The 22,778-nt window shown below is 71.5% G+C and carries 22 protein-coding genes; 10 read left to right on the forward strand and 12 right to left on the reverse strand.

All coding sequences use genetic code 11. The features are described from left to right. Positions 1-161 precede the first annotated feature (161 nt). Entirely contained in the window at positions 162-962 is an 801-nt protein-coding gene (locus ACWDN5_RS20370) for a trypsin-like serine peptidase (RefSeq protein WP_310968122.1), read from the reverse strand. 131 nt (positions 963-1,093) lie between these two features. On the opposite strand from ACWDN5_RS20370, the gene ACWDN5_RS20375 reads away from it, so the two are divergent. Continuing rightward, positions 1,094-1,903 carry an SDR family NAD(P)-dependent oxidoreductase gene (locus tag ACWDN5_RS20375; RefSeq protein WP_310968121.1) on the forward strand — a complete coding sequence of 270 codons (810 nt, stop codon included), beginning with the start codon at positions 1,094-1,096 and terminating at the stop codon, positions 1,901-1,903. 120 nt (positions 1,904-2,023) lie between these two features. Continuing rightward, positions 2,024-2,650, forward strand: coding sequence for a hypothetical protein (locus ACWDN5_RS20380; RefSeq protein ID WP_449677394.1), 627 nt, complete (start codon positions 2,024-2,026; stop codon positions 2,648-2,650). 1 nt (position 2,651) lies between these two features. On the opposite strand, the gene ACWDN5_RS20385 is transcribed toward ACWDN5_RS20380, so the two are convergent. Continuing rightward, on the reverse strand, positions 2,652-3,311 hold the full coding sequence (locus ACWDN5_RS20385) for a response regulator (RefSeq protein WP_310968119.1): 660 nt from the start codon (positions 3,309-3,311) through the stop codon (positions 2,652-2,654). Beyond that, entirely contained in the window at positions 3,308-4,885 is a 1,578-nt protein-coding gene (locus ACWDN5_RS20390) for an ATP-binding protein (protein WP_449677431.1), read from the reverse strand. The genes ACWDN5_RS20385 and ACWDN5_RS20390 overlap by 4 nt, the downstream gene beginning before the upstream one ends. 192 nt (positions 4,886-5,077) lie before the next feature. Between ACWDN5_RS20390 and ACWDN5_RS20395 the strand changes: the two genes are divergently transcribed. From ACWDN5_RS20395 to ACWDN5_RS20410, 4 genes are all read left to right on the forward strand, one after another. Continuing rightward, positions 5,078-5,884: an ABC transporter ATP-binding protein gene (locus ACWDN5_RS20395; protein ID WP_191309041.1), complete on the forward strand. Its 807-nt coding sequence runs from the start codon at positions 5,078-5,080 to the stop codon at positions 5,882-5,884. After that, on the forward strand, positions 5,874-6,761 hold the full coding sequence (locus ACWDN5_RS20400; protein WP_449677395.1) for an ABC transporter permease: 888 nt from the start codon (positions 5,874-5,876) through the stop codon (positions 6,759-6,761). The genes ACWDN5_RS20395 and ACWDN5_RS20400 overlap by 11 nt, the downstream gene beginning before the upstream one ends. Position 6,762: 1 nt before the next feature. Further along, entirely contained in the window at positions 6,763-7,818 is a 1,056-nt protein-coding gene (locus ACWDN5_RS20405) for an ABC transporter substrate-binding protein (protein WP_449677397.1), read from the forward strand. 188 nt (positions 7,819-8,006) lie between these two features. Continuing rightward, a complete protein-coding gene (locus ACWDN5_RS20410; protein ID WP_449677398.1) occupies positions 8,007-8,699 on the forward strand; it encodes a G1 family glutamic endopeptidase in 693 nt (230 codons plus the stop codon). A gap of 1 nt (position 8,700) precedes the next feature. Here the strand turns inward: ACWDN5_RS20410 and ACWDN5_RS20415 are convergent, their stop codons facing one another. Together ACWDN5_RS20415 and ACWDN5_RS20420 are read right to left on the reverse strand one after the other, a co-directional pair. Next, positions 8,701-9,309 carry a hypothetical protein gene (locus tag ACWDN5_RS20415; protein WP_449677432.1) on the reverse strand — a complete coding sequence of 203 codons (609 nt, stop codon included), beginning with the start codon at positions 9,307-9,309 and terminating at the stop codon, positions 8,701-8,703. A gap of 91 nt (positions 9,310-9,400) precedes the next feature. Next, complete coding sequence (locus tag ACWDN5_RS20420) at positions 9,401-12,310, reverse strand: ATP-binding protein (protein ID WP_449677399.1); 2,910 nt, start codon at positions 12,308-12,310, stop codon at positions 9,401-9,403. A 448-nt stretch (positions 12,311-12,758) separates the two neighbouring features. Here ACWDN5_RS20420 and ACWDN5_RS20425 point away from each other — a divergent pair, with 448 nt between their 5' ends. Beyond that, positions 12,759-13,862: a S1 family peptidase gene (locus ACWDN5_RS20425; RefSeq protein ID WP_449677400.1), complete on the forward strand. Its 1,104-nt coding sequence runs from the start codon at positions 12,759-12,761 to the stop codon at positions 13,860-13,862. Positions 13,863-13,955: 93 nt separating this feature from the next. On the opposite strand, the gene ACWDN5_RS20430 is transcribed toward ACWDN5_RS20425, so the two are convergent. The 3 genes from ACWDN5_RS20430 to ACWDN5_RS20440 all read right to left on the reverse strand — a co-directional run bounded on the left by ACWDN5_RS20430 (position 13,956) and on the right by ACWDN5_RS20440 (position 16,223). After that, positions 13,956-14,360 carry an SsgA family sporulation/cell division regulator gene (locus ACWDN5_RS20430; protein ID WP_310968113.1) on the reverse strand — a complete coding sequence of 135 codons (405 nt, stop codon included), beginning with the start codon at positions 14,358-14,360 and terminating at the stop codon, positions 13,956-13,958. A 154-nt stretch (positions 14,361-14,514) separates the two neighbouring features. Beyond that, complete coding sequence (locus tag ACWDN5_RS20435) at positions 14,515-15,729, reverse strand: MFS transporter (RefSeq protein ID WP_449677401.1); 1,215 nt, start codon at positions 15,727-15,729, stop codon at positions 14,515-14,517. A 20-nt stretch (positions 15,730-15,749) separates the two neighbouring features. Further along, complete coding sequence (locus tag ACWDN5_RS20440) at positions 15,750-16,223, reverse strand: Lrp/AsnC family transcriptional regulator (RefSeq protein WP_310968111.1); 474 nt, start codon at positions 16,221-16,223, stop codon at positions 15,750-15,752. Positions 16,224-16,424: 201 nt separating this feature from the next. Between ACWDN5_RS20440 and ACWDN5_RS20445 the strand changes: the two genes are divergently transcribed. Beyond that, the gene (locus ACWDN5_RS20445) at positions 16,425-17,414 is read left to right on the forward strand and encodes a beta-ketoacyl-ACP synthase III (RefSeq protein ID WP_310968110.1); all 990 of its coding nucleotides are present in this window, start codon (positions 16,425-16,427) and stop codon (positions 17,412-17,414) included. On the opposite strand, the gene ACWDN5_RS20450 is transcribed toward ACWDN5_RS20445, so the two are convergent. The 3 genes from ACWDN5_RS20450 to ACWDN5_RS20460 all read right to left on the reverse strand — a co-directional run bounded on the left by ACWDN5_RS20450 (position 17,402) and on the right by ACWDN5_RS20460 (position 20,493). Further along, positions 17,402-18,895 carry an adenylate/guanylate cyclase domain-containing protein gene (locus tag ACWDN5_RS20450; RefSeq protein WP_449677402.1) on the reverse strand — a complete coding sequence of 498 codons (1,494 nt, stop codon included), beginning with the start codon at positions 18,893-18,895 and terminating at the stop codon, positions 17,402-17,404. The genes ACWDN5_RS20445 and ACWDN5_RS20450 overlap by 13 nt on opposite strands. Positions 18,896-18,995: 100 nt before the next feature. Then, positions 18,996-19,808 (reverse strand): class I SAM-dependent methyltransferase, encoded by an 813-nt coding sequence (locus tag ACWDN5_RS20455; RefSeq protein WP_449677403.1) that lies wholly within the window; start codon positions 19,806-19,808, stop codon positions 18,996-18,998. A 1-nt stretch (position 19,809) separates the two neighbouring features. Next, complete coding sequence (locus tag ACWDN5_RS20460) at positions 19,810-20,493, reverse strand: FadR/GntR family transcriptional regulator (protein WP_449677404.1); 684 nt, start codon at positions 20,491-20,493, stop codon at positions 19,810-19,812. Positions 20,494-20,547: 54 nt separating this feature from the next. On the opposite strand from ACWDN5_RS20460, the gene ACWDN5_RS20465 reads away from it, so the two are divergent. Beyond that, positions 20,548-20,790, forward strand: a complete 243-nt coding sequence (locus ACWDN5_RS20465) for a VOC family protein (protein WP_310968105.1) — start codon at positions 20,548-20,550, stop codon at positions 20,788-20,790. An 87-nt stretch (positions 20,791-20,877) separates the two neighbouring features. Further along, the gene (locus ACWDN5_RS20470) at positions 20,878-21,651 is read left to right on the forward strand and encodes a sulfite exporter TauE/SafE family protein (protein ID WP_449677405.1); all 774 of its coding nucleotides are present in this window, start codon (positions 20,878-20,880) and stop codon (positions 21,649-21,651) included. Here the strand turns inward: ACWDN5_RS20470 and hisC are convergent. Continuing rightward, positions 21,632-22,696, reverse strand: a complete 1,065-nt coding sequence (gene hisC / locus ACWDN5_RS20475; protein WP_449677406.1) for a histidinol-phosphate transaminase — start codon at positions 22,694-22,696, stop codon at positions 21,632-21,634. The genes ACWDN5_RS20470 and hisC overlap by 20 nt on opposite strands. Positions 22,697-22,778 lie beyond the last annotated feature (82 nt).

A 22,778-nucleotide genomic window follows, 5' to 3' on the forward strand; every position in this document is an offset into this window, starting at 1 on the left:
CACCGACGGCGTCCGCCAGACGTCGAAGGAAGCCACCGTCTACGGCGGCGGCCAGGCGGACACCCAGGCACCGTCCGTTCCGGGCACCCCGGCCGCCGAGCCGGATCGGCTCTCCGGTGATGGGTACGTCGACGGGCTCGCTCATGCCCGCATCATGCCGCCTAGGTGCGGGCGGTCGTCTGCCGGTAGAGCGCCAGGACGTCCGTGTCGAAGTAGCTCGAGTACGACGTGTCGGCGTCGTCGCCGCCGAACTCGAAGCCGCCGATGACGCCGATGACCGTGCCGAGCCGGGTTTCCGGGTTCTGGCCGGCCACCCACGGCCCGCCGCTGGTGCCGGTCGGGAAACCGGCGCAGTCCACCTTCAGCTGGAAGGTGTCCTGCTTGCTCGTGGTGTTCCGGCAGACCGCGGGGACGTCGGAGTCGTCCGGGTAGCCGGTGAGCGTGATCGGCTGCTCGAACGCCGTGCCGGTGGCCAGCAGGTTCGCGCCGACCAGGCTCTCCAGGGACTTCGTGGTGCCCGCCTGGTGCGCGGTGGCGAAGCCGACGTCGAGGTCCGGGTCCGACGACGCCGTCCAGCCCGGCGCGACGAGCTCGTCCGACACCGTCCAGTAGCCGAACGGCGCGATCCCGTCGTGGTAGCCGGGGGCGAAGGTGACGCCGGTGAGGTAGCCGCCGCCCTCGCCGTTGTGGATGCAGTGGGCCGCGGTCAGCAGCACGTCACCGCGCTCGCTGTGCACGACGCTGGCGGTGCAGTAGTGCGCGCCCTCGGCGAACAACGCGCCGACCGCGGGGCTCGACACCGCGGGCAGGGCGGCCACCGGAGCCGCCTCGACCGTGGCGGCCTCCGGTGTCGTCGCGTCCGCGAGCTGGGCCGGCCGGGCCGCGACGACCACGACGAAGGTGATGCCGAGCAGCACGATGGCGGCGAGGGTGAGCAGGACGGCCGGCCGCCGCATGATCATCGCCTCCCTCGTCCGGTGCTGCCGACGAGACCACCATAGGGCGACGCACCGGCACAATCAGCGCACCCACAGCAAGCTCACAGCCGCTACGATTCCCTACTCGGTAGTAACACCGGTTGTCGGGAGGGCCGATGAAGCAGTTCGCGGACAAGGTTGTGGTGATCACCGGAGCGGGCTCGGGCATCGGCCGCGCGCTCGCGTGCGAGTTCGCCCGCCGCGGGGCCCGCGTCGCGCTCTCCGACGTCGTCACCGCGAACGCCGAGGAGACGGCCGAGCTCGCCGGCGACAACGCCCGCGCGTACACCTTGGACGTCGCCGACCGCAGTGCCGTGCTCGCGCACGCCGAAGACGTCGCCGACGAGTTCGGCGGGGTCAACGTCGTCGTGAACAACGCCGGTGTGGCGCTCGGCGCGACCGTCGAGGAAATGACGTTCGAGGACTACGACTGGCTGATGGGCATCAACCTCGGTGGGGTCGTGAACGGCACGAAGGCGTTCCTGCCGCACCTGATCGCGTCCGGCGACGGGCACGTCGTCAACATTTCCAGCGTCTTCGGCTTCGTCGGCGTGCCGACGCAGAGCGCTTACAACGCGGCGAAGTTCGCGGTGCGCGGATTCACCGAAGCGCTGCGCGAGGAAATGCTGATCGCGCGGCACCCGGTCGCGGTGAGCTGCGTGCACCCGGGCGGGATCAAGACCAACATCGTGCGCAACTCCCGCAGCGCGGCCGAGGATCAGGAGAAGGCCGCGCAGGGCTTCGAGCGGATCGCCCGCACGACCCCGGAGAAGGCCGCGCAGACGATCCTGCGCGGGATCGAGCGGAAGTCGGCGCGGATCCTCATCGGACCGGACGCCTACGTCATCGACGCCATTCCGCGCGTGCTCGGCTCGGCGTACCAGCGGCCCTTGGCGGCGCTCGCGCGGCTCGGTTTGAAGGCGTAGCGAAGAAACCGAATCATTTTCACGCCGCTCTGTCACTCAATCGAGTTGCGTTTCGGACAGCACCGTCCGAAATGGTCCAGAATGCGTGGGGTCCGCCAGCCCCCGTCCCGGAGGTCCCCGATGCTTCGCACCGCACCGCGCAGTGCGACCCGTTCGTCCAGCGACCGCACCGCGGTGGAACTGCTGGACCGCACCGGCATCGTCGCGGCGAGCCTGCCCCGGCGCCGCCGCACCGACGACGAGGTGGCGCGGCTGGAGGAGGCGCCCATCTACACCCGGCCGCCGGTGTGCGACCAGGACCTGCGGCCCAAGTCCGTGGTGATCCGGCGGCGCGCCCGGAGCTGGCTCGGCGGCGGGGCCGCGGTGCTGCTCGTCGCGGCCGGCTGGCTGGGTGGCGGCCTCTTCACCGGCGGCCTGTTCTCCCCGGCGCCGGAGCGCGACGTCGCCCAGCTCGACGCGCGCCCGGCGGTGGCCGCGGCCCCCGCGCCGGAACCGCAGCCGGTTCCGCAGGCGCCGGTCGTCGTCACGCCCGCGCCGAAGACCGTGTACGTGCCGGTGCCCGCGAAGCCGGCGCCGAAGCAGGTCCAGGCGCAGGCCAAACCGCAGCCGAAGAAGCCGGTGCCGGACGAGGAGGCCGAGGCGCGGGTCGACCTGCCGCCGTCGGCCGCCCCGTCGTCGACCACCAACCCGATCCAGGCCTGGGTCGAGGTCGCCGAGAGCATGGCCCAGCGCTACGGCGGCCGCTGAGTCAGGCCCCTGACCAGCGGTATTCATGCTCGGGGCGGCCGGTCGCGCCGTAGCGCAGCCGCATCTGGACCGTCCCCGACTCGGCCAGCGCGGTGAGGTACCGCTGCGCCGTCGCCCGCGCCATGCCGAGCTCGCCCGCGACCTCCGCGGCCGACAGCGGCCGCCCCGCCCGCCGCAGCTGCTCCGAGACGAGCCGGGACGTCGCCGTCGACTGGCCCTTCGGCGCGGTCGTGCGGTCCTGGTCGTGCAGCACGCGGTACGCGCGGTCGACGTCGTCCTGGGCTAGCGCCCGGTCTTCGGCGAGCAGGCCGCGGAAGCGCGCGTACGACGTCAGCCGTTCCGCGAGCTGGCGGGTGGTGAACGGCTTGATCAGGTAGTTCAGCGCGCCGGCCCGGATCGCGGCGGCCACCGACGCGCTGTCGGTCGCCGCGGACAGCACGATCGTGTCGGTCTGCAGCTCCGGGAGCACCGCGAGGCCGGACTCGTCGGGCAGGTAGACGTCGAGCAGGACGAGGTCCGGCGCGAGCTCCCGGACGCGGGCGCGCGCCTCGGCGGCGGTGTGCGCGGTGCCGACCACCGCGAAGCCCTCGACCTCCTCGACGAACCCGGCGTGCACGCCGGCCACGCGGAAGTCGTCGTCGACGATCAGCGTGCGGATCATCCGTCCTCCGTCAGCATTCCGGGCAGTTTGGCGACGAACAGGGCGCCCGTCTCGCCTTCGCCGGGGTCGGCCAGCCAGACGTCGCCGCCGCGGGCGCGGGCGGCCTGCCGGGCGAGTGCGAGGCCGAGACCGTGCCCGGGCGCGATCTTCGTCGAGACGCCTTCGTCGAACAACGTCCGCCGCAGGTCCGGGGGAACGCCGGGCCCACTGTCCACAACGGACACGTGCAGGGTGCCGCCCTCGGCGAGCAGCCCGACCTCCACGGTCGCCGGCCGCCGCGGGCCCATCCGGGCCGCGTGCAGGGCGTTGTCGACGAGGTTGCCGATCACGGTGTTGGCGGCGATCGGGTCGGTGACCGTGGTGGGCACCCAGGTGTCGTCGGCGAGCTTGAGCGTGAGGCCCTTTTCCTGCGCCTGCTCGGTTTTCGCGACCAGCAGCGCCTGCAGGTAGGGGTCGGCGACCGCGTCGCCCAGCTCGCTCGGCCGCGCCGACGGCGAGTCCGTCAGCGTCTGCAGGTACTCGACGGCCTCGGCGTGGTGGCCGAGCTGGAGCAGCCCGTACAGCGTGTGCAGCCGGTTGGCGAACTCGTGCCGCTGGGCGCGCAGGCCGTCGGAGAGGGCGCGGATGCCGTCGAGTTCGCGGGTGAGCGTGTCGAGGTCGGTGCGGTCGCGGAAGGTGAGCACGGTGCCGATCGGCCGGTCGTCCAGGCGCACGGCCCGCGAGTTGATCACCAGCACGCGGTTCCCGGCCACCGCGAGGAGGTTGTCGACCGGCCGCCCCTCCTCGACGGCCTTGTGGACCCGAGGGGACAGCGGCAGTTCGGCCATCGCCGCACCGATCGGGAGTTCGGTGCCCAGCAGGCGTTCGGCTTCGTCGTTGCGCACCGAGACGCGGTTCGCTTCGTCGACGGCGAGGACCCCTTCGCCGATCCCGTGCAGGACGGCTTCGCGTTCGTAGAGCAGCTCGGTGAGTTCGTGCGGTTCGAGACCGTGGGTGACGCGCCGCAGCCGCCGGTTCAACAGGGCCGACGCGCCCGCGCCGAGCAGCAGCGCGCCGCCCGCGAACAGCAGCGTGATGGTCAGCAGGCGGTTGAAGTCACCCGTCGGATCGCCGACTTCGAACCCGACGCTGACCTCGCCGACCACGCGTTTTCCCTGCCAGATCGGGGTCTTGCTGCGGACGGACAGCCCGAGCGTGCCGCTCTGCACCGCGCTGACTTCGTCCTGTCCGGCGAGGGCGACATCGGGGGAGGTGCTCACCTTCTGGCCGATCAGGCTCTCCGTCGGGTGGGCGAGCCGGATGCCCTTGTCGTCGGTGATCACGACGAAGAGCGCCTCGTTGGCCTTCGTGACGGCCAAGACCCGCTCTTCGAGGGGGCCGCCGGGGAGCTTCGCGGCCGCGTTGGCGACGACGACCGGGTCCGCGGCGACGGACTTCGCGATGGCCAGCGCCCGGCGGCCGTACTGATCGGTGAGGGTGCGGGAGAGGAGCAGGCTGACCAGGGCGACCCCGAGTCCCACGACCAAGGCGACCACGCCGATCTGCAGCAGCAGCACCTGCCTGCTGAACCGCATCCGCGGGAAGAGCGCCCACTTTGGCATGGCCGGGACCATACCCCCAGGTCAAGCCGGTGCGCTAAATGAGCAAAACATTCAGAACGCACAGCTCGCGCGGAGAACGTCGACAAGCTTCACCTGGGCGCCACACCTCCTTAACGTCCCTTCCCAACGTGAGCCCCACCACGTGACGAAGGAGTCACCTCCACCATGGTTCCCCCACTGATCGAACTCACCGGAGCCACCAAACGGTTCCCGAGCGGGTCCGGTTCCGTGCACACGGCCGTCCGCGACCTGACCATGACCGTCCAGCCCGGCGAGTTCGTCGCCGTCGTCGGCCCCACCGGCTGCGGCAAGTCGACGACGCTCTCGCTGGTCTCCGGCCTGCAGCCGCCGTCGGCCGGCCGGGTGCGGGTGAACGGCGAGGACGTGAAGTCCATCCCCGACGGGGTCGGCTACATGTTCCAGACCGACGCCGTGATGCCGTGGCGCTCGGTGCTGGAGAACGTCGCGTCCGGCCCGCGGTTCCGCGGGGTGCCGAAGGCCGAAGCCCGCGCGCAGGCCGTCGACTGGATCGCCCGCGTCGGGCTCGCCGGGTTCGAGAAGTACTACCCGCACCAGCTCTCCGGTGGCATGCGCAAGCGCGTCGCGCTGGCCCAGACGCTGGTCACCAAGCCGAAGATCCTGCTGATGGACGAGCCGTTCTCGGCGCTCGACGTCCAGACGCGGGCCCTGATGCAGGACGAGCTGCTGCGGCTGTGGTCCGGTTCGGGGGCCGCGGTCATCTTCGTGACGCACGACCTCGACGAGGCCATCGCGCTGGCGGACAAGGTCGTCGTGCTGACGACCGGGCCGGCCACCGTGAAGGACGTCTTCGAGATCCCCCTGGAACGGCCGCGGAAGGTGGAGGAACTGCGGCTCACCGAGGACTTCCGCAAGCTCTACGCCGACATCTGGGAATCACTGCGCAGCGAGGTCGACAAGGCCCGTGAGAAGGGAGCGAGCAATGTCGCTTGAGACCCCCGCGGCCACGTCCGCGCCCCTCCCCGTGCTCGAAACCGAGCAGGACATCCTCGCCCGCGCGAAGCAGGCGACCGCGCGCCGCAAGCGCAACATCTGGCTGCTGCGCCTGGCGATCGTCGTCGTGTGGCTGGGCAGCTGGGAGCTGACCGCCACGTACTGGATCGACCCGTTCTTCTACTCGAAGCCGTCGAAGATCTGGGAGCGGCTGGTCGAGTGGTTCAGCACCGGCACCGACTTCGGCTCGATCTGGTACCAGATCCTGGTGACCGTCGAGGAGGCCGCGCTCGGCTTCGTCATCGGCGCCATCTTCGGTGTCGTGTTCGGCGTGATCCTCGGCCGCAGCGCCTACCTCGCGCAGGTGCTGGCGCCGTTCATCAAGGCCGCCAACGCCTTGCCGCGCATCGTGCTCGCCGCGCTGTTCGTCATCTGGTTCGGGCTCGGGCTGTCGTCGAAGGTCGCGACCGTCGTCGTGCTCGTGTTCTTCGCGGTGTTCTTCAACGCCTTCACCGGCGCCCGCGAGGTCGACCGCAACCTGATCGACAACGCCCGCATCCTCGGCGCGACCCGCGGCCAGGTGCTCAAGTCGATCGTGCTGCCCAGCGCGACGTCCTGGATCCTGTCGTCGCTGCACGTGGCGTTCGGCTTCGCGCTGATCGGCGCGGTGGTCGGCGAGTACACCGGCGCGAAGGCCGGCATGGGCTTCCTGATCGCCAACGCGCAAGGCACGTTCGACACCGCGGGGGTGTACGCCGGCATGCTGATCATCACCGTCGTCGCGCTGCTGGCCGAGTGGGGGATCAGCACGCTGGAAGGCCGGCTGCTGCGGTGGCGGCCGCCGTCCGCCTCCGAAGCCGCGATCAAGGCGGTCTGACATGCGTCTCAAAAGGACAATCGGGGTGCTGGCCGCGGTCGCGGTCGCCGCGGCCGGGCTCACCGCCTGCCGCGACTCGCGGGAGATCGCGCTCGGCACCACCGGCAAGCCGCACATCAAGATCATGGTCGGCGGCCTGTCGAAGGTGATCTACCTGCCCGGCCAGCTGGCCCAGCAGATCGGCGCCTACCAGAAGCAGGGTCTCGACGTCGAGCTGTTCGACCAGCCGTCCGGCGCGAACGCCGAGACGTCGCTGCTGGCCGGCGAGGTGCAGGCGGTGGTCGGGTTCTACGACCACACGATCGACCTGCAGGCCAAGGAACAGTGCATCGAGAGCGTCGTGCAGTTCGCGAACGTGCCGGGCGAGGCCGAGATGGTCGCGACCGCCAAGGCCGGCGAGGTCAAGTCCGGTGCGGACTTCAAGGGCCGCAACCTCGGCGTCACGTCGCTGGGGTCGTCGACGGACTTCCTGACCAAGGCGCTGGCCCTGCGCGGCGGCGTCACGTCGAAGGAGTACACGCCGGTGAAGGTCGGCGCCGGGCAGACGTTCATCTCGGCGATGAACCAGGGCTCGATCGACGCCGGCATGACGACCGACCCGACGATCGCGCAGCTGACGAACACAGGCCAGGCGAAGGTGCTCTACGACATGCGCACGGTCGAAGGCACGAAAGCCGCTTTGGGCGGATTGTACCCGGCGAGTTCGCTGTACATGGGCTGCGAAATCGTGAAACGCTATCCGGACATCGTGCAGAAACTGGCCAATGCGTACGTCGAGACCCTGAAGTGGATTTCTTCGCACACACCGGAACAGGTGGCCGCGATGATGCCGCCGTCGTTCGCCGGCGGGGACAAGGCGCTGTACGTGAAGTCGCTGCGGGACAGCCTGCCGATGTTCACCAAGGACGGCCGGATGGACCCGGCCGGGGCGCAGAACGTGCTGAAGGTGCTCGGCGAGTCGTCGAGCAACGTCAAGCCGAAGAAGGACAAGATCGACCTGTCGAAGACGTACACGACCCAGTTCGTGGACACCGCGCACGCACAGGCGCAGCAGTAGCCCCGCTCACCTGACCGGGCGGTAGGTGAGCGATATGGACCCGTAAAGGCCTCTTTCCCCCGCGGAGGCCTTTACGGGTCTTTTCGGACAATGGAAGACCATGCGAAAGTAGCTACTTTATTTTCCATGGGGATCCAACACTTGAGGACACGGTTTTCCCGGTCCCCCTCGGTGAACGGAGTCCCCGCATGTCCAAAACCCTCCGCGTCCTCACGGTGGCCGCCGCCGCGGCGGCCTCGCTGGCTTTCTCGGGCACCGCGCACGCCGCCGTGTTCGGCGCGCACTTCCACGGCCACCAGTTCTCGGGCGGCAACTGGGGCGGGTACGTCAGCTTCGGCAGCTTCACCACGGCCACCGCGAGCTGGACGGAACCGGCCGTGACCTGCACGTCCACCGACGACCTGTTTGCGCCGTGGGTCGGTATCGACGGCGACGGGTCGTCCACTGTGGAGCAGACCGGCGTGGCCACCGACTGCTCCAGCGGCCGCCCGGTCTACCAGGCCTGGTACGAGATGTACCCGGCCGCACCGGTGTACTACTCGAACTCCGTCAGCGCCGGCGACCACATCACCGCCACGGTGACCCGGACGGCGACGAACACCTACCGCCTCGACATCAGCGACACGACCAAGGGCTGGTCCAAGACGATCACCAAGTCCCTGACCTCCAAGCACGCCTCGGCGGAGGCGATCATCGAGTCCCCGACCGACTCCTACCCGTCGATCTCGGGCGGGATCAAGTTCACCGGCGTCAAGTTCAACGGCACGAACCTGGCCTCGACGAGCCCGTCCGGCCTGAACGCCGACGACAAGGGCGTCTACACCTGGACCCCCGGCGCGATCGGCTCCGACGGCCAGAGCTTCACGATGACCCGCCACTGAGTCACTTCAGGTTGTTGATCGCCCAGGCGACGACCATCACCGCGAGCACCAGCGACACGATGGCCTGCAGCATCATCGTCATCTTCGCCCAGATCCGCAGGGGCATGACGTCGGTGGGGCTGAAGGCCGCCGCGTTGGTGAACGAGAAGTACAGGTAGTCCAGATAGGACGGTTCCCAGTTCTGGCTCGCCAGGCTCGGGTCGGCCATCTGCGGGAACTGCAGGTCGGGGTACTCGGCCCGCCCCGCGGCCCGCCGGCCCGGGCCGCCGCGGTCGAATTCCCAGTACCAGAGGGAGAAAGCCACGATGTTCGTCCAGTAGACGATCGCGCCGGTGACCAGCACGGCACCGGCGTGGTCGCCGATCGTCCCGGTGGCGATGTTGTAGACGAGGGTGACCGCGGACCCGGCGTTCACCGCGGTGACGGCGCCGACGAGCAGCAGCGAGATGACCCGCTCGACGGCGCTGAAGTGCGACATCCGCCCCGGGTTGGCCAGCAGCAGCGCGACGACGAGCAGCGCCGAGACCGCCGGCAGCAGCCATCGCGGGTGCAGGGCCATGTCGTCGGGCAGGGCGACCTGCAGCACGAGGGTGGCGACGACGACGCCCATCGCGGGCCAGCGGGTCTCGCCGGAAGTCCGCCTGCGCCAAGCGGGAAGTGCCTCTTCTGTCACGCGCCCAAGGTAGGACGACGCCGTCCGGTTAGCCAGCCGGTGCGGTCGTCACTTCGCCGGGGAGCTTGCGGGCCACGTCCGTCCGCGACCGCGCACCCAGCTTCCGCAGCACCTTCGCCACGTGCTGTTCCACCGTCCGGGGCGAGAGGAACAGCCCGTCCGCGATCTCCCGGTTCGTCCGGCCCTCCGCGAGCATCCGCGCCACCTCGCGCTCCCGCGGTGACAGCTCGCTCCCGTACCCCCGCCGCCCGCGCTGCGATGGCGCCCAAGCGCCGTGCTCGCGCAGCTGGTGACGGCAGCGGCCGGCGTCGCGGGTCGCCCCGAGCTGCTCGTACGCCTCGGCCGCCGAGGTCAGCTCGTCGACGGCCGACCGGTTGCCCGCGGCCAGCCGGCACATCGAGGCGCGCTCGCGCATGGCCGTCGCCGGGTAGGGCATCGGCAGGGCCGCGTAGCCGGACGCGGCTTCGTCGAACAACGTCGCCGCGGCCAGGTGCTTGCCGCGTGCTTCGAGCAGCACCGCGCGGCCCGCCACCAGCGCGGCCGCGGCGACCGGCGCGTCCCGGCCCTCGATGCCGCGCGCGAACGCCTCGACGACGTTGTCGGCCTCCGGCCAGCGCCCGGCCCGCGCATACGCTTGCGCCGCCGCCGGGACCAGCGCGGCGGCCCAGATCCAGACGCCCTTGCGGCCGGCCGCGGCCACCGCCGTGTCGGCCGCCGCGCACGCGCCGTCGACGTCGTCGGTCGCCAGGAGCACGGAGATCAGCACGCCGGCGGCCGAGAGCACCACCGGGATCGGGCCGCGGTCCGGCGCGTGCACGCTCGCCGCGGTCAGGTGCCGCTGGGCGGCTGCGAACTCGCCGCGCACCGCCGCGAGCCCGCCGAGCACCAGCGAGGACTCCATCACGATCGGGCCGAGTTCCGGGTAGCTGTCCCGCAGCTGCTCGGCGGCCTCGGCGAGGCCGGTCCAGCGCCCGCGCACCCAGTCCAGCCGGACGCGGGTGCCCTGGATCAGGCCGATCGCGTACAACGCGCCCGCGTCGGTCGCGCGGCGGACGCCCTCGGTCACCAGCCGGTCCGCGCGGTCGAGGTGCCCGGCCCAGGACTGCCCGTCGGCGAGGTTGCACCACAGCCGGGCCAGCTGGACGCGCTCGGCGACCGTGCCGACGGTGTCCGAAAGCGCTTCGAACTCCGCCCACGCCGAGCCGTCGCCGACGTGCGAGGCGGCGGCGATGCGGTCGGCGGTCAGCGCGAGCCGCAGCTCGGGGTCGTCGAGCCGCTCGTACACCTCGCCCGCGCGGGCGCGCCAGGATTCGTGCCACGACAACGGCGTCAGCCCGTCGATCGGCTGGGCGAGCAGGGTGATCCCGCGGGCGGCGAGGTCCGGCCGGTCGGTCAGTTCGCCGACCGCGCGCTCGACCTCCAGCCGGCCGCGGCCGAGGCCGCCGATGGTCCGGACCAGCAGCATGCCGAGGCACAGCCGGATCGAGCCGCGGACCGACGGCGGCAGCGTCACCTCTTCGAGGACGCGCTGCAGCGTGCCGAGCACCTCGGGGCGGAACCCCCGCAGCGCGACCTGGCTCAGCTTGCCCGCCACCCGCCCGGTGTCGGCCTGCGACGGCCCGGGCTCGGCGAGCACCGACTGCAGGAGGTCGATCGCGCGGGACGTCTCGCCGCGGGTGATCGCCTCGTCGGCGGCCGCTTCCGCGTAGTGGCGCCACTGGTCGACGCGGCCGGCGGCGCGGGAGTGCCGGGCCAGCAGTGTGAGCGGCGGGGACGGCTGCGCGGCGAGCACGCGGATCGCCTGCGCGTGCAGCAAAGCGCGTTCCGGGCCGGTCACCGTGTCGTAGACCGCCTTGCGCGCCAGCGGGTGCCGGAAGCCGTACCGGTCGTCGCCGACCTCGCCGAGCACGCCGCCGGAGAGCGTGTCGAGCAGCGCGGTGCGAAGGGTGTCGCCGGACAGCCCGGCCAGTTCGCCGAGCACGGCCGCCTCCGCGCCGACGCCGAGCACGGCGGCCGCGCCGGCCAGCCGCACCGCCGGCTCCGGCAGCGCGGCGAGCCGTTCGGTGACGGATTCGCGGAGCAGCACCGGTACCTCGAGGTTTTCGAGCAGGCGGTCGGAGAGGACCTCGCCGACCGGGAGCCGTTCGGCCGCTTCCTTCAGCGCGCGCAGGGTTTCCTCGGCCACGAACGGGATCCCGGCCGTGCACTCGTGCAGTTTCGCCGCGAAGTCGTCGGTCACCCTGGGCAGTTCGAGGATGTCGACGGCCAGCGCGCGCACGGCCGCGACGTCGAGCGCCCCGAGCGCGACGCGCGCGGAGTGCACCGCCGGGTCGGTCCGGAACGGGGCTCCCAGCGGGCCGGGGCGGACGTCGGTGGCCGACCGGTAGGTGGCGACCACCGCCAGCTCGGGCGGCATCGTGCCGGCCAGGAACCGCATGAGGTCGCGGGTGTCCTCGTCGGCCCACTGGAGGTCGTCGATCAGCACGAGCGTGGGGCCGCAGGCGTGCAGGAGCTCCCGCACCGCGCGGAACACGCGGTGGCGTTCGGCGACCGGGTCGGCCAGGGGTTCCGGCCGCGGGGGAAGCGCTTCCGCGAGTTCCGGCAGCAGCGGCCGCAGCACGCCGGCGACCGGGCTGAGCGGCCCGAGCGGGGCGTCGCCGACCGCGCGAAGCGCTTCCAGGACGGGCCCGTAGGGAAACGGTTGCCGCAGCGGCTGGCAGGCGCCGGTGAGCACGCGGCCGCCGTCGAACTCCTTGCGCCGCCCGATCTCCGCGAGCAGCCGGGTGCGGCCCATGCCGGGTTCGCCTTCGATGAGGACCGCGGCCGGGCGTCTCCGCAGCACGGCGACGATGGCGTCGAGCTCGGTGTCGCGGCCGGTCAGCCGGGCGGGTCCGGACCGGACGGAAACCGAGGTGGGGCGGGGGGTGGTCAGCCACATATGACCCTCCTCGACACACACCGGGACCAGCTCGCGGGAGCCTAAGCAGCGGCGATGCGTCCGTAAACCTTTCACCGAATACGTGGTGGGTGCGGTCGTCACACGTCTGCCTACCCACCGTCACCGGTTTGCTGCGGGAACCGGGGCGATCGGCTCACCCAGCGTGCGAAACCCCGGCCGATCGCACGTTCGAACGTCGCTTAACGCGTTCGTGTACTCCAAGTGACTACTGAAAGTAATTCACGGAAACCCTACTTACGGACCTGTCCGACTGGGTGACGACGGGCGGCTGAGCCCGGCTGGAGCAGGGGATTCGTCCTCGGTGAATGCGTATACCCATTCGCCGGGCGCCCGGATTGCACCGTAACGCCCACTGCGGGGACCCTCACCCGGGGGAGTACCACTGCGTGGCCGGTGCGGAGCCGCGCGTAACCACCTAGGGAGAAGCATGAAGATCGCGAGACTTCTCGGTGCCGCTGCCACCGCGGTGATGGCGACGGGCGCGCTGGCCGCGACCGCCGTCCCCGCGTCGGGCCAGGACCTGCTGAACCCGGACATGGTGCCCGCCATGCAGCGGGACCTCGGCCTGACCCACGACCAGGCGATCGCCCGGCTGAAGAGCGAGGACGTCGCGAACCGGGTCACCGAGTCGCTGACCGCGGCGCTCGGCGACGCGTTCGGTGGTGCCACCTACAACGCCGCCACCGGCAAGGCGCACGTCACCACGACGAACGCCGCGCTGGCCGGCAAGATCCGCGAAGCCGGTGCCGAAGCGGAAGTCGTCCGGTTCAGCGCCCGCCAGCTCAATTCCACTGTGGACAAGCTGAACGCCGCGGACAAGGCCGCGCCCGCCGCGATCACCGGCTGGGGGGTCGACGACGCCACCAACCGCGTCACCCTGGACGTGCTGCAGGGCCAGCGCGCCGCCGCGGTCACGTTCCTCGCCAAGTCCGGTGTGGACTCCGCCGTCGTGGCGATCCGCGAGACGGCGTCGGTGCCCACGACGTACGCCAACATCCGCGGTGGCGACGCCTACTACATCGGCGGGTCCTCGCGCTGCTCGGTCGGTTTCGCCACCACGACCGGCTTCGTCACCGCCGGCCACTGCGGCGCCCTCACCGGCGGCGGCTCGCTGACCGGGTCGAACGGCGCTTCGCTCGGCAGCTGGATCACCTACCGCTTCCCCGGTGTCGACTACGCGGCGGTCCGGACCAACAGCAACTGGACCCCGGTTGCCCAGATGAACAACGGGACCGCGGTGCGCGGCCAGTCGAACGCCGCGACCGGCTCGTCGGTCTGCAAGGCCGGTTCCACCACCGGCTGGACCTGCGGCACCATCGGCGCCAAGAACCAGAGCGTCCGCTACGCCGAGGGCACGGTCAACGGCATGACCGCGACCAACGTCCGCTCGGCCGCGGGTGACTCGGGCGGCGGCTTCATCGCCGGCAACTACGCGCAGGGCATCCTGTCCGGCGGCAACACGTCCGTGACGTACTTCTACCCGATCGCCGGCGCGCTTTCCGGTACCGGCACCACCCTCAAGACCAGCTGAGCCGGTAAACCGCGGAAGGGCGGGTTCCGGGCGCCTCCAGCGCGCCCGGAACCCGCCCTTCGTTCCTCGCCGCGGGAATGGGAGGTTCGCGGGTCAGACGTTGCTGATCTCCTCGATCAGCCCGTCGACGTCGAAGTGCGCGCTCTCTTCGCCGAGCGGCACCAGTTCGATGGAGGCGTCCAGGAAGCTCCGGACGTCTTCGACCTCGAGCTCGAACGACGCATAGCCGTCCGGTGACTCGATTTCCAGGGTCAGGAAGTCTTCGTCCTCGGAGAGGTCCGGGCGGATCCGGACGTCGCCGAGGCCGGCCGGCTCGTCGAGCCCGGCCACGAGCAGGTCACGCGCGAAGGTCCACTCGATCCACCGGCCGCGCTCGGTCCGGAAGGCCACGGTCACCGCGAAGGGTTCGTGGGAGTGGTAGGACAGGCGCGACAGGACGGGCGTGGTGCTCTCGTTCAGCAGCACGAACTGGCTCTGGTGTACGGCGTCGGTGTGCACGGCCCCTCCTGGAGTCTCGCGGTGGTTCGCGCGGCGCGAACTGTTCGGCAAGGAGATGACCAGGGGGAACGGTCATGACGGAGAAAGTCTCACGTTCACTTGATCGGTTGCATCCGTCCATTGTGGTGTAACACCGGGCACATACCCCTTGCGCTCAGACGGCCACGGGTGGTGACGGTTTGCGCAGTGCCTCCGGCAGTTTCTTCCGCAGCACGAGCAGTGCCGGGACGGCGGACGCGCAGGTCAGGGCCAGGATCGACCAGGTCAGCGCGTTGCTCGTGCTGAGCAGCGCGGCCAGCAGGCCCGGCGCGAGCGCGATGGGCAGGCCCCAGGAGAGCTGGAAGATCGAGCTGGCCCGCCCTTCGGCCCCCGGCGGAGCGGCCGCGGCGGCCGCGGCGGTGGCGGTCGGGCCGAAGAGGGCTTCGGCGATCGAAAAGCCGAGGCTGGTGAGCAGGATCAGCACGGTGGCCACCGGCAGCGGGACGGCGGTCAGCGGGACCAGGAGCGCGAAGCAGATCGCGAAGAGAACGGCGGACCCGATGAGCCCGGCGGTCCGGCTCCGCCCGGCGAGCAGCCCGACGATCGGCCGCTGCCCGGTGACGACGACCACGGTCCCGACGGTGATCGCCGTGCCGGCGATCCACTGTGGACCGTGCAGGAGGTCGCGGACGACGATCGGCAGCACGGAGAACTTGCTCGCGCTGGCGAGGGTGAACGCCATGTGGGTGACGCAGAACCCCGTGAAGGCCCGATCGCCCAGCACCGCCCGCCAGCTCCCGGCCGGTCGTGAGCGGAAAGGAGGGTTAGCACCCGCGTTACCACTCACGACCCGCGGCAGGAGGCGGATCAGCACCGCCGCCACCCCGAAGCTCGCGGCGTTCGCGTACGCGAGCAAGTGGAACGCCCACGGGCTCGTGATCGTCGGCAGCACCGCCATCGCCGCCGCGCCGAGACCCGCCCCCGCGAACCGGCCCATCGTCTGCGTGGCCAGCACACGGTCGGTGTCGGTGCCGGAGGTGAGCCGGGCCACCATCGGCGCGTTGCACGTCCAGAACAGCCGGTCGCCGAAGCCCGCCACCGCCGACACCACGACCACCTGCCAGCTCGTGTGCGCCGGCGGGTAGGCCGCGAACGCGGCGAGCCGCACCAGGTTGCCCGCGATGAGCAGCGCCCGCGGCCCGAAGCGGTCCATCGCCGCGCCGGTGGCCGGGCCGGTGACCAGGGCCAGCAGGGCGCCGGTGGTCAGCGACGCGCCCGCGTCGACCAGGCCCATGCCCTGCCCGTGCACCAGGAACAGCAGGGCGAACGGGACCCACAGCCCGCTGCCCAGCGCGTCGATCAGCGTCGCGGCCAGAAAGATCCGAAGCATGCGTCCCCCAGCGGGACAGCTTACGGGTCGAGCGGCAGCGTGAGCCCCACTTTCACGCGGTCCATCGCCACGCTGGTCGTGAAGTGCCGGACGTTCGGGTTGTCGAAGAACATCCGCCGGGTGAACGCCTCGAAGCCCGCCATGTCCGGGCACGTCACGATCAGCACGAAGTCCGCCGTGCCGGTGACGTAGTAGCACTGCTGGACGGCGTCCTCGGCGAGGACCTGGCGGCGGAACCCGTCGAAGACCGCGAGGTTCTCCCGCTCCATCTCGACCGTGACCACGAACGTCATGCTCAGCCCGAGCGCCTCCGGCGACAGCACCGCGACCTCGCGCTCGATGACGCCCGCCTCGCGCAGCCGCTTGATCCGCCGCTGGACGGCCGCGGCCGAGAGGCCGACCTTCGCGCCGATCGTTTCGGCGATCGTGCGGGCGTCGGCCTGGAGGCAGGCGAGGATGGCGATGTCCAGCTGGTCGAGGTCGGGTGTCCGCACCTCAGCAGGCTAACCGGCACCCCCGACAATTCGCCGCGTGTCACTCCTCCGTGACGTCGCTCACTACTCCGTCCGGGGCGAAGATGAAACAACTTTTTGCGTGAGCTGGAACACAACTGACCGGTCTACCAGGGGGTAGCCCATAGAAGTGGAAGACCAGCCGGTCGCTCCGCCAACCCGCCGGCGTGGGGAGGCTCTCCCGTGCCCGCACCTGCCGCCGTGCTGACCGGTCTCGGTTCGTGGTTGCCGACGAAAGTCCTGGACAACCACGAAATCGCCGCCCGGCTCGACACCTCGGACGAGTGGATCCGGACCCGCACCGGGATCCGCGAACGCCGCGTCGCGGGCCCGGACGAGTCCACTGTGGATCTCGCGGTCGGGGCGGGCCGCGAAGCGCTCGCGGGCACCTCCGCCGACGCCGTCGTCCTCGCCACCTCCACGCCCGACCAGCCCTGCCCGGCCAGCGCACCGCAGGTCGCCGCCCGGCTCGGGCTCGGCACGGCCGCGGCCTTCGACGTCAACGCCGTCTGCAGTGGCTTCGTCTACGCCCTGGCCACGGCCGCCGGGTTCATCGCGGGCGGGCTGGCCGAGCGCGTGCTCGTGATCGGCGCGGACACCTTCACCACGCTCATCGACCCCGGCGATCGCACCACCGTGCCGATCTTCGGCGACGGCGCCGGCGCGGTGCTGCTCCGCGCGGGTGACGCCGACGAGCCGGGCGCGTTCGGCCCGTTCGACCTGCACAGCGAGGGCGAGCACGCCGAGCTGCTGTGGGTCGAGGCCGGCGGCGCGCGGCGGCGGCTGTCCGACCAGCCGGGCGACCGCTTCCTCGCCATGCAGGGCACGGCCGTGTTCCGCCACGCCTGCGCGCGCATGGCCGAGTCGTCGCGCACGGTCCTGGACCGCGCGGGCTGGATGGTCGGCGACGTCGACCGGTTCGTCGGGCACCAGGCGAACATCCGGATCCTCCAGGCCACGGCCAAGCAGCTCGGCATGCCCGCCGACGCCGTCGTCGCCAACATCGACCGGGTCGGCAACACCAGTGCCGCGTCCATCCCCCTCGCCCTGGCCGACGCCCGCGCGGACGGGACGCTCGTCCCGGGCCACCGCGTCCTGCTCAGCGCGTTCGGCGCGGGCCTGACCTGGGGTTCGACCGTGCTGCGCTGGCCGGACCTGGGTCAGCTGTCCTGAGCGCCGGTCGTCCAGGTCGGCGTCGCCTCCTGGCGGCCGCGCAGCGCCAGCTCGCCGTGCTTCTCCCAGTGCGCGGCTTCGCCCGGCAGCGCCGCGGAGACGACGGCGTCGCTGGCGAGCACCCGTGACGGGACGGCCTTGGCGAGTTCGGTGAGCCGCGCGGCCTCGTTGACCGCGTCGCCGATCACGGTGTACTCGAGCCGGCTGCTGGTGCCCAGCTGCCCGGCGAACACCGGGCCGCTCGAGACGCCGACGCCGACTTCGAGCTCGCCGGCCTCGCGGACCGCGTCCCGGATCGCCCGCGCCGCGGCCAGCGCGGCCGTCGGGCCGTCCGCGAGCCGCGTCGGCGCGCCGAAGATGCACAGCGCGGCGTCGCCCTGGAACTTGTTGACCAGCCCACCGCGCGCGTTGACCGCGGAGACGACCGCGGCGAACAGCCGGTTGAGCTTCCCGACCAGTTCCTCCGGCGGCGTGCGGTAGGCCAGCGCGGTCGAGTCGACGACGTCGACGAACAACGCCGTGACCTCGCGGACGTCGCCCGAGAGGGACGCGCCGTACTCCAGCGCGTGCCGGGCGACGTCGGCCCCGACGTGCCTGCCGAACAGGTCCCGCATCCGCGCCTGCTCGCGCAGGCCGGCGGCGAGCTGGTTCACCGACGTCTGGAGCCGGCCGATCTCGCTGGCGTCGTCGACGTCCACGGCGACGTCGTTGTTGCCACGCGCGATCTCGTCGAGCGCCACCCGCAGCCGGTGCAGCGGTGCCGCGACCGCCCTGGCCAGCAGCGCGGTGCCGATCGCGCCGACGGCGAGACCGATCACCGACAGCATGACCAGGCTCGCGGTGTGGTCGCCCGAGCCCAGGTCCGGCGGCGTGGCGACGAGCAGCACGCCCACCAACGGGACACCGCTGGCCAGCGCCCAGGTGACGACCAGCCGGGTCAGCACGGTCACCGGCAGCGAGCCCCGCGGCGGCAGGACGTCCAGCGCGATCGTCATCACCGGCCGCGCCACCCACTCGGCGGCGAGGTAGGTGAGCCCGACCGTGGTGAGCCCGCCGAGCCCGATCACCGTCGCCATGCCCCCGGCGTCGCCGGCCGAGCCGAGCACCCCGGCGAGCACGGTGAGGATGACGGTGCCGATCAGCCAGAGCGTGCCGCTGACCACGGCCATGTCCACCGGCAGCCGCAACGCGCGCCGCGCCTCGCTCACCGACGGCGGGCGCCCCAGCACGAACCAGATGGCGGTGCGGCGCTGCAGCCAGGCGGTCCACAGCGTCCCGGCGAGCAGCGCGGCGGCGACGATGCCGGCGGCGGTCAGGCCGAGCACCCAGCCGCGGTCGCCGACGTCGTTGGGCAGGCCCTGCAGCACGAGCAGCAGGGCGACGACGCCAGACCCGGCCACGCTCGAGCCGATGCCCAGCCCGGCGAAGCCCAGGCTGGTGCGCAACACCACGCGGACGTTCTTCACGGCGATCTTGCGCACGGCGTCGATCGTACGGCCGGAAATGCGTGGCCACCCCCGGTGGCGGCTGGTTACCGTGCGCGGCGAGGCCAAGGGCGTGACGCGGCCCGCCCCGCCTTCGTCAGAAGCGGTACCGCACGATGTGCGCGGTCCGGGCCATGGGCCGGACGACCTTCAGCATCCGCAGCTGGAACCGGGTGATCGGGCCCATCTTGGCCAGCACGTCCGGGGTGGCCCAGTGCGCGGCGTCCAAAGAGGACTCCAGCGTGAGGCCGCAGCGCTCGAGTTCCCGCGGGTCGTCGACACCCCAGTACAGCGTCGCGCCCGCCTTGCGCACCGGCGCGTTGAGCTTCTGGATCTTGATGGCGGTCCGGTTGAAGAGGTCGCAGATCAGCTGGCCGGACGGGAACTTCGCGGCCAGCCGGCCGAACAGTTCGGTGCCGGTCTCGGGCTTCAGGTACATCGTGAGGCCTTCGGCGACGATCAGCGCCGGCCGGTCCGCGGGCACCTGGTCGAGCCACTCGAAGTCGGTCACCGACGAAGCGATGTGCGACTGGTTCGGCGCCTTCGGGTACAGCCTTTCGCGCAGCTCGACGACCTCGGGGTAGTCGACGTCGTACCAGTGGACGGTCTCCGGCGGCGCCAGGCGCTGGAACCGGGTGTCCAGGCCGCAGCCCAGGTGCAGCACGATCGCGTCCGGGTGGGCGCGCAGGTACTCGGCGGCCCAGTCGTCGATCGGCTTGGCCCGCAGCACGACCGAGATCGCGCGGTCGGGGGAGATACCGATCCTGGTGAAGTCGTAGTCGATCCGGCGGACGGCGTCGTCGGCCGCCCGGTCGCCGAGGATCGGGTGGGCGCTGCGGTAGTCGAGCGCGCGGCCGTACAGCGTGGCCAGGTTGGTGGCCTTTTCTCCGGTGAAGCGGACCTTTTCCATTTCAGCGCTCCTCCGCGGCGAAGTCGTGCGCGTAGTTCTTGGCGTCCACCAGGTGCTTGAGCGTCAGCTCGCGGGCGGCGGCGGGGTCGGACCGGCGGATGGCGTCGAGGATGGCCCGGTGGTCGGCGACGGCCTTGCGGATCTGCCCGGGCAGCCGCAGCGCCGCCCGCCGCTCCTCGCCGACCAGCACGAGCACGGACCGGAGCAGCCCGGCGACGTCGTCGTTGCCGGCGTTCTGCGCGATCACCCGGTGGAACTCGGCATCGGCGGCGATGACGTGCAGCATGTCCCCGTCCTCGGCGGCCTGCGCCATCTCGGCGACGTTGTCCTCGAGCCGGCTCACGGTCTTCGCGGAGGCGTGCCGGGCCAGCCGTTCGGCGAGGGTCGGTTCGACCGTCGCCCGGAGGTCGAAGAGCTTCTCGACGAGCTGGTCGTGCTCGGTGAACCAGGTCCGGAGGGGCTGTTCCTGCTGCTCGCGGACGTAGGTGCCGGAGCCGGCGCGGATCTGGACGTACCCGATGGAGTCCAGGACGCGCAGCGCCTGCCGCAGCGAGCCCCGGCTGATCCCGAGCTCTTCGCACAGGACGCGTTCGGCGGGCAGCCGGCTGCCGGGCGGCAGGTCACCGGAGTCGATCCGCGCCCGCAGCCGGTCGACGGTCGCGCTCCAGACCTGCTCGGTGTCCACCCGCTCATCCTCTCAGCTCCCGGAATCGTCGGGGGTGGCTGCCATGATCACGGCATGACCGCGCGATTCAAGGACCTCGCCCTGGACGCGGGCGACCACCAGGCCCTCGCCGACTGGTGGTGCCGCGCCCTGGGCTACCTCCGCCGCGACTCGATGACCGGCGACTCGCGCCCGGCGGACTGGCCGGTGCCGATCGTCGATCCGGTGGGCGACGGCCCCTTGATCTGGATCAACCCCGTGCCGGAGGCGAAGACGGTCAAGAACCGCCTGCACCTGGACGTCTTCACCCCACGGTGAACTCGGGGGTGTCTGACCTGACACATCCGACCCCGTGCGCGTCGCGGGAGTGGCCCACGATGCTTAGGCTCGCTGCGTGAATGCTTCATGACGTGGTGGCACGCCCTGATCGTCGTGGTCGCCGGGGTCTGGGCCGGGACCATCAACGCCGTCGTCGGGTCCGGGACGCTCGTCACCTTCCCGGTGCTCGTCGCGCTCGGGTACCCGCCCGTGACCGCCACCACCTCGAACGCCATCGGCCTCGCGCCCGGGACGATCAGCGGGGCGTGGGGGTACCGGCACGAGGTCACGGGCTACTGGCGGCAGACCGCCAAATTCGCCGTGGCGTCCTTCCTCGGGGCCATCGGCGGCACCATCCTGCTGCTCTCGCTGCCCAAGGACGCCTTCGAAGCCGTCGTCCCGGTGCTCGTCGGGCTGGCCGTGGTCCTGGTGGTCATCCAGCCGCGGGTGTCGAAGTGGGTCGCCGAGCGGCGCGAACAGAACGGGACCGAGCACAAACCCGGGCCGCTGCTGATGTTCTTCATCTTCCTCATCGGCGTCTACGGCGGGTACTTCACCGCCGCGCAGGGCGTGATGCTGATGGCCGTCATGGGGATGCTGCTGTCCGAACCGCTGCAGAAGCTCAACGGCGTCAAGAACGTGCTCGCCGCCGTCGTCAACCTCGTCGCCGGGATCATCTACGCGTTCGTCGCGCCGGTCAGCTGGGCCGTCGTGCTGTGGCTGGCCGTCGGCAGCACCGCCGGCGGCTTCCTCGGCGCGAAGATCGGCCGGAAGCTGTCGCCGGTGGTACTGCGCGGCGTGATCGTGGTGATCGGCGTCGCCGCCGTGATCGAGCTGGTCGTCAAGCAGTTCGCGAGCTGAACTCCCGCGCCGCGGCCAGGAACAGGTCGTTCTCTTCGCGGGTCCCGATGGTCACGCGCACGCCGTCGCCGGCGAAGGGGCGCACCACCAGCTTGCGGTCCAGCGCGTGCTCGGCGAACGGGACGGCCTGGTCACCGAGCGGCAGCCAGACGAAGTTCGCCTGCGTCTCCGGCACCCGGTAGCCCGCCTCCAGCAGCGCGTCCCGCACCCGCGTCCGCTCGACGACGATGTCCTGGCAGCGGGCCAGGAGCTCGTCGGCCGCGTCGAGCGACGCCAGCGCGGCCACCTGGGCCAGCATGTTCACCGAGAAGGCCACGTACACCTGGCGAAGCGCGTCCGCGATCGGCTCGGGTGCCACCGCGTAGCCGACGCGGAGGCCCGCGAGGCCGTACGCCTTCGAGAACGTGCGCAGCACCATGACGTTCGGCCGGCTGCGCGTGTACCCGACGCCGTCGGGCACCTCGGGGTCGGTGACGAACTCCTTGTACGCCTCGTCCAGCACGACCAGCACGTGCTCGGGCACGGCGGCCAGGAACCGCTCCAATTCCGCGCGGCGCACCGCCGTCCCGGTCGGGTTGTTCGGGTTGCAGACGAAGACCACGCGCGTCCGGTCGGTGATCGCCGCGAGCATCGCGTCGAGGTCGAGCTCCTGGCCCTCGGTGATCGGGACCTTCACCGAGACGGCGTTCGCGACCTGCGTGACGATCGGGTACGCCTCGAACGACCGCCAGCCGAAGATGACCTCGTCACCGGGCGCGCACACCGCCTGGATCGTCTGCTGGCACAGCGACACCGAGCCGCAGCCGATCGCGACGCGCTCCACCGGCACGTCCAGCTCGCGCGCCAGCCGCTCGCGCAGTGCCTGCGAGCCGGTGTCCGGGTAGCGGTTGACCCCCGTCGCGGCCTCGGCGATCGCCTGCGCGACGCTCGGCAGCGCACCGCCGGGCACCTCGTTGCTCGCCAGCTTGATCGCGCCTTCGATCGTCCGGCCGGGGACGTATTTCGGCAACGATTCGAGATCGGCACGCGGGGACACGGACGGCATCTTCGGCGCTCCTGGAAATCGACGGGACGACCCCGTCACCGTATCTTTCCCGCCCGCCGCCCCGCGACTCCCTTCGCGCGGT

The organism is Amycolatopsis sp. NPDC003731, from assembly GCF_053586895.1.